The organism is Sphingomonas sp. CCH9-E2 (assembly GCF_001557215.1).
Classification (GTDB): domain Bacteria; phylum Pseudomonadota; class Alphaproteobacteria; order Sphingomonadales; family Sphingomonadaceae; genus Sphingomonas.
The window spans coordinates 1-4,789 of record NZ_LSJM01000106.1 but is presented as its reverse complement, the minus strand read 5'-3'; the positions used below and the strand labels follow the sequence as shown (position 1 = coordinate 4,789).

General features: G+C 65.3%; 4 protein-coding genes. All 4 read right to left on the bottom strand.

Going from position 1 to position 4,789, the window contains the following annotated elements:
• Positions 1-1,051, bottom strand: a 1,051-nt coding sequence (locus AX681_RS05800) for a JmjC domain-containing protein (protein WP_066681930.1), incomplete at its 3' end; no start/stop codon positions are given.
• Positions 1,052-1,195: 144 nt separating this feature from the next.
• Positions 1,196-2,356 carry a GIY-YIG nuclease family protein gene (locus AX681_RS05795; RefSeq protein ID WP_197422002.1) on the bottom strand — a complete coding sequence of 387 codons (1,161 nt, stop codon included), beginning with the start codon at positions 2,354-2,356 and terminating at the stop codon, positions 1,196-1,198.
• A gap of 1 nt (position 2,357) precedes the next feature.
• Positions 2,358-4,430 carry a DEAD/DEAH box helicase gene (locus tag AX681_RS05790; RefSeq protein ID WP_066662690.1) on the bottom strand — a complete coding sequence of 691 codons (2,073 nt, stop codon included), beginning with the start codon at positions 4,428-4,430 and terminating at the stop codon, positions 2,358-2,360.
• Between the two features lie 9 nt (positions 4,431-4,439).
• Positions 4,440-4,718 carry a helix-turn-helix domain-containing protein gene (locus AX681_RS05785; protein WP_066662698.1) on the bottom strand — a complete coding sequence of 93 codons (279 nt, stop codon included), beginning with the start codon at positions 4,716-4,718 and terminating at the stop codon, positions 4,440-4,442.
• Positions 4,719-4,789 lie beyond the last annotated feature (71 nt).

Here is a 4,789-nt window from a genome sequence, read left to right as displayed (position 1 = left end):
CCCCGAGCGTGATCCGCTGCTCCGCGGTCACGATCGCGAGCAAGCGGCGCGACAATGCCGAGAGCCGCCACGACCGACCGCCGAGCACCACCACCGCTTCGCCGGGGATATCGGTCTTCAGATCGACCGTCCGCCGGAGCGCCGATGTCAGCACCATGTTCGGGTCGAGGATGCAGCCCTGCGCGGCGTTGACGAACGGCAGCAGCTCGCGGCTCGACCGCCGATCGTCCAAAAACGCCTCGACCGACATTTCGTCGATCAGCGCATGCAGCGCCGCCTTGACCGCCGCAATGCGCGGCGCCCGCTCGGCGGCGGCGAGCGTACTGCCCAGATCGCGGCGCAACACGGGATCGTCGCCCGCGCGCGTCGCCAGCCAACGCAGCAGATCGACCCCGGTCGGCTCGGTCAGGCCAAAGGTCAGATGGACGGAGGGTGCGCGCTCCGGCAAGGTCGAATGCACCTCGCCGCGGGGCAGATAGAGCAGGTCGCCGGCCACCATGATCTGGTCCCATACGGGGTCCGGGGCCTGACCGATCTGCGCACCGACCAGCGGATAAGACTGTACCTCCCCATGGGAATACCACCGCTTCGCCCCGTGGCATTGGAGCACGAGCACATCATGCCCATCGCTGTGCGGGCGGAAGGCGGCCTTGTCGCCGATCGTGACATAGGCGTTGACCCCACAGCGCACGCCGAGCGCACGCTCGATTGCCGCGGCGAGCGCCCCGACCGCCGGCACGCAACGCCCGATATCGTTGAGCGACAGCGTCGCCCCCTGACGCAGGAAGGACTGTATGGCATCGATCCGCAACCCGCCCGCATCGGTGTACAGCGACGGCATCGCTTCGGTCCCGCTGACCAGCACACGCAGCTGGTCCACCGCCAAGGTGCCGCTCGCGAGCAACCGGTCAATCGTTAGGAAGGAAAAAAGCCCGGCGGCAACGTCGCCATCGATCGCCGCTGGCCGACTCCAGCGCGTCTTTTCGGCAAAAGCGCGCCGGAACGCGGCCCCGCCGTCTCCCGTGAGGTCTTGAAGAGTCGTAATCCGCATCGTCCGCTCGTACGATGTCCCGGTCCGACGGGCTAGGGATTAGTCGACGGGTGGGGACGCCGACGACGGCAGTGAGATGCTCATCGTCGCAACAGCGACCTGAGGTTCCTTCGAGCCGTCACGCCCACTGACAAGCCATTATCTCTACGCCACTACAAGCGACGCGCTCGCCCGGTCGAATACCATCCCCGCCAGCGTTCCATCCTCTATCCGGTGAACGATCTCGTCGATCACCGGCAGCGGAACCATGAACCATTCTCGCGGCCTGAACGGCTTGCCGAAACGGTCGGCGAGTTCGGCGTCGAACCGGACGCTGTCGAGGACGCGGTGGATGAGGCGTTCGAGTTTCGGGCGGTCGATGTCAAACAGCTTATAGGTTGCGATGACGTCGACCTCGGCGAGCAAGAAGGTCGGGTCGTCGACCGCGCCTGCGATGCGGCGCTCGACTGAGCCGCCGGTAATGCCGATCTTGTGGACGAGGTCGCGGTGTGCGGCGATCGTCGGGTGCGTCGAGCGGCTGCGCAGGACATAGAGCGTGCCGGTTTCGAGATGCTCGCTCTCCTCCGGCGCATCGAACAGTGGGCCGGCGGTCGGTTCGGTGACGCGGCGGCCCCCTTCGTCCTTGTAGAGCGCGCGCTGGAGTGACCAGCGGAGCAGATCACTCTCGGTGCCATTCGAGTAGATCACCCGCAGCCGCGCATCGTTCTGGCCGTTCGCCGCTTTGATCGGTTCGCCGATGATCTCGGCGACATAGGCCAGTTGGCCGCGCAGGATGAAGAAATCGGTGACGTCGATGCTGGCATCGCGACCGAAGCGCCGGGTCGTGCGGATGCCCTTCTCCAACTCGGCCTGCACCTGATCGAACAGCGGCTTGAAGCGGTCGAAATCTTCGCAGCGTTGCGCGGTGGCGATCTCCTCCGCCGCCTTTCGCTCGGTGGCGGAGCGGACGTTGCGGAGTTGGGTGATGTCGTCGGCGGGCGCCGCATCGACGCCGAGTTCAGCGAGCAGCGCGTCGTCATCGAGCGGTGCGTCGCCCGCATCGCCATCGAGCAGCCCGTGCGCGTCCATCTCCGCAAGCAGCTCGCGGCATTCGGGCAGCGCGCGCAGCCGGTCGAGCCGGACGGCGTACAGCCGTTCGAAGATGTCGCGGCGCTCGCCATGCTGCGGCGCGCGGCCATGTTCCTCGCGGAATTTCACGATATCCTCGAACCCGGCGATGATCCGCTCCTCACGCGGCGTGCGCGCGCGGACCTGCTTGGGCGCGAGATCGATGCCCAGTTCGGCCAGCAGTTCGTCGTCGGTCATGTCAGCCACTGGCGGCAGCCTTTGCCCGATAGCGCGCGAAGGCCGCAACGCCCTCTGCCAGCTGGCGCTCCCACGGATCCTGTGACGTCACCTCGGGCGCGCGACCGCGTTCGCGTTTCCACTGCACCGCGCGCACGGCATAGGCGCGCGCCTCGTCCTCGCTCAGCGTTACCTTGCGCCCTGTGATCGCCGCCTGCACCTGGCGCAGCGTATTTTCGTTCATCGCGCGCGACAGGATCGCATAGGCGGCGTCGAACGGGTTGATGCGGTCGATCAGGTCGATGTCGAGGTCGCGCACATTCATGAACTTGCGCACGCCGTCAACGAACGAGGTATTCGCCTTCAGCTCGCCCGACCCGTCGTCGGTGGCGCTGTCGCTGACGATCTTCGCCGCCTGCTGCGTCACGTTGAGCGCGGCGATGGCGTGCTGGCGGATCGCCTCCTGATCGTCCTCGCTCAGCTCCGGGTAGCGGTCGCGCACGATCTTGCCCATCCGCACCACGGTCAGCTCCTCGGGCACCACTTCCGGGTCGAACAGCCCGCGCTCGATCGCCTGCTTGTCCTGGATGAAGCTGGTGATGACCTCGTTGATGTCCTCGGCACAGATCCGCTTGGCCTCCTTCGAGCTGGGCAGGAGCAGGTCCTTCAGCTCAAAATGGAACTGCCCGCGCTCCTCATTGAAGCCGACATTGGTCCGTCCTTCCTGATAGCCACCGGGGCCATAATCGAACCCCTCCTTCGGCCCGACATCCTTGGGCGTGAAGTCGAACCGGGGGGCGAGCACCTGTTCCATCAACAGGCTGGCAGCGATTGCCTTGAGCGTATCGTTGACCGCTTCGGCCACCACATCGTCCGCTGCAGCCGGCTCGGCGATCAGGTTGGTGAAGCGCGCCACACTCTTGCCCGGCGCATCGCGGGTGGCGCGGCCGATGATCTGGATGATCTCGGTCAGGCTCGAGCGATAGCCGACGGTCAGTGCATGTTCGCACCAGATCCAGTCGAACCCTTCCTTCGCCATGCCCAGCGCGATGATGATGTCGACATGATCGCGGTTCGTGCGCGCCTCCGGGCTCTTCAGCGCCGCAGCCACGCGGTCGCGCTTGGCGGGGTCGTCATCGACCAGATCGGCGACCTTGATCGTCCGTCCGTCGGCCGTTTCGATCAGGTGAAAGCCGGTCACGGGATCGGTACCGCGCCAGGTGCCGAGGTGATCCATGATCTCCTCGACCTCGCGATGCTTGTCCTTGGTGCTTTCGCGGCTGTTGACGCTGGGGATATGCACGATCGTCTTGACCGCCGGGTCGAGCAGGTCGTTGATCTTGTCGATATAGCGCCCGGTGTAGAAGCTGTAGGCGATGTCGAGCGTCTTGAGCCAGGTATAGCCGTTGAGCTGCTCATAATAAGTGTAGGTGACGGTGGTGAACTTGCCCTCATCCTCCGGCGACAGCACCGCCGCCGCGTCGCCACGGAAATAGCTGCCCGTCATCGCGACCAGATGCACCTTGTCCCGCGCGATCAGCTGGCCGAGCTGTGCGCCCAGCCGGTTGTCGGGATTGGCAGAGACGTGGTGAAATTCGTCCACCGCGATCAGGCGATCGTCGAACGCTTCGATCCCCAGCTCATCCACCGCAAAGCGGAAGGTGGCGTGGGTACAGACCAGCACCTTGTCCTCGCTCGCCAGAAACTCGCCTACCGCCTTCACCTTGGACTTGGCGACCTTCACATCGTCGGCGCCGGGCGTGTTGCACAGGTTCCAGTGCGGGCGGACCACCCAATCGGCCCAGAAGCCATGCTTGCTCAGCGGTTCATCGGCAAAGCTGCCACCGATCGAGCGTTCGGGGACGACGATGATCGCCTGCTTGACCCCCTGGTTCTCCAGCTTGTCGAGCGCGATGAACATCAGCGCGCGCGACTTGCCCGATGCCGGGGGTGATTTGATCAGCAGATACTGCTCGCCACGATGGGCATAGGCGCGCGCCTGCATCGGACGCATGCCGAGTTCGTTCGCGCTGGCGGATGCGCCGGTGTGAGCGGTGACGAGGCGAACGGCGGGGATCGGGCGATTGTCGGTCATCGGTTCACCTTAGCGGAACAGATCGAGATATTCGCGGAAAGCGAATAGCCGGTTTCGACGCCGCCCGGTCACCTCGGTCAAGATGCCCTGTGCGGTCAGATCGGTGATCAGCGCAGCGGCGGTGTTCGTGGTGACGCCGATCCATCGCCGGGCCATGTCCACGTCCACGATCGGGCGTGCGTAAAGGTGCCGCATCAACGCCTGGACATTGTCCTGACGGCGGTGGCTGAAACGGGGCAGCGTCTCGCGCTCGATCCGCTCCTTGAGCGCCAGGATCTGGCGGAACACTTCAGCGGACCGCTGCGCTGGTCTGCCCCCACCGAGTGGACCGATTGGTTTGTTAGTGCATTAAGCTCATC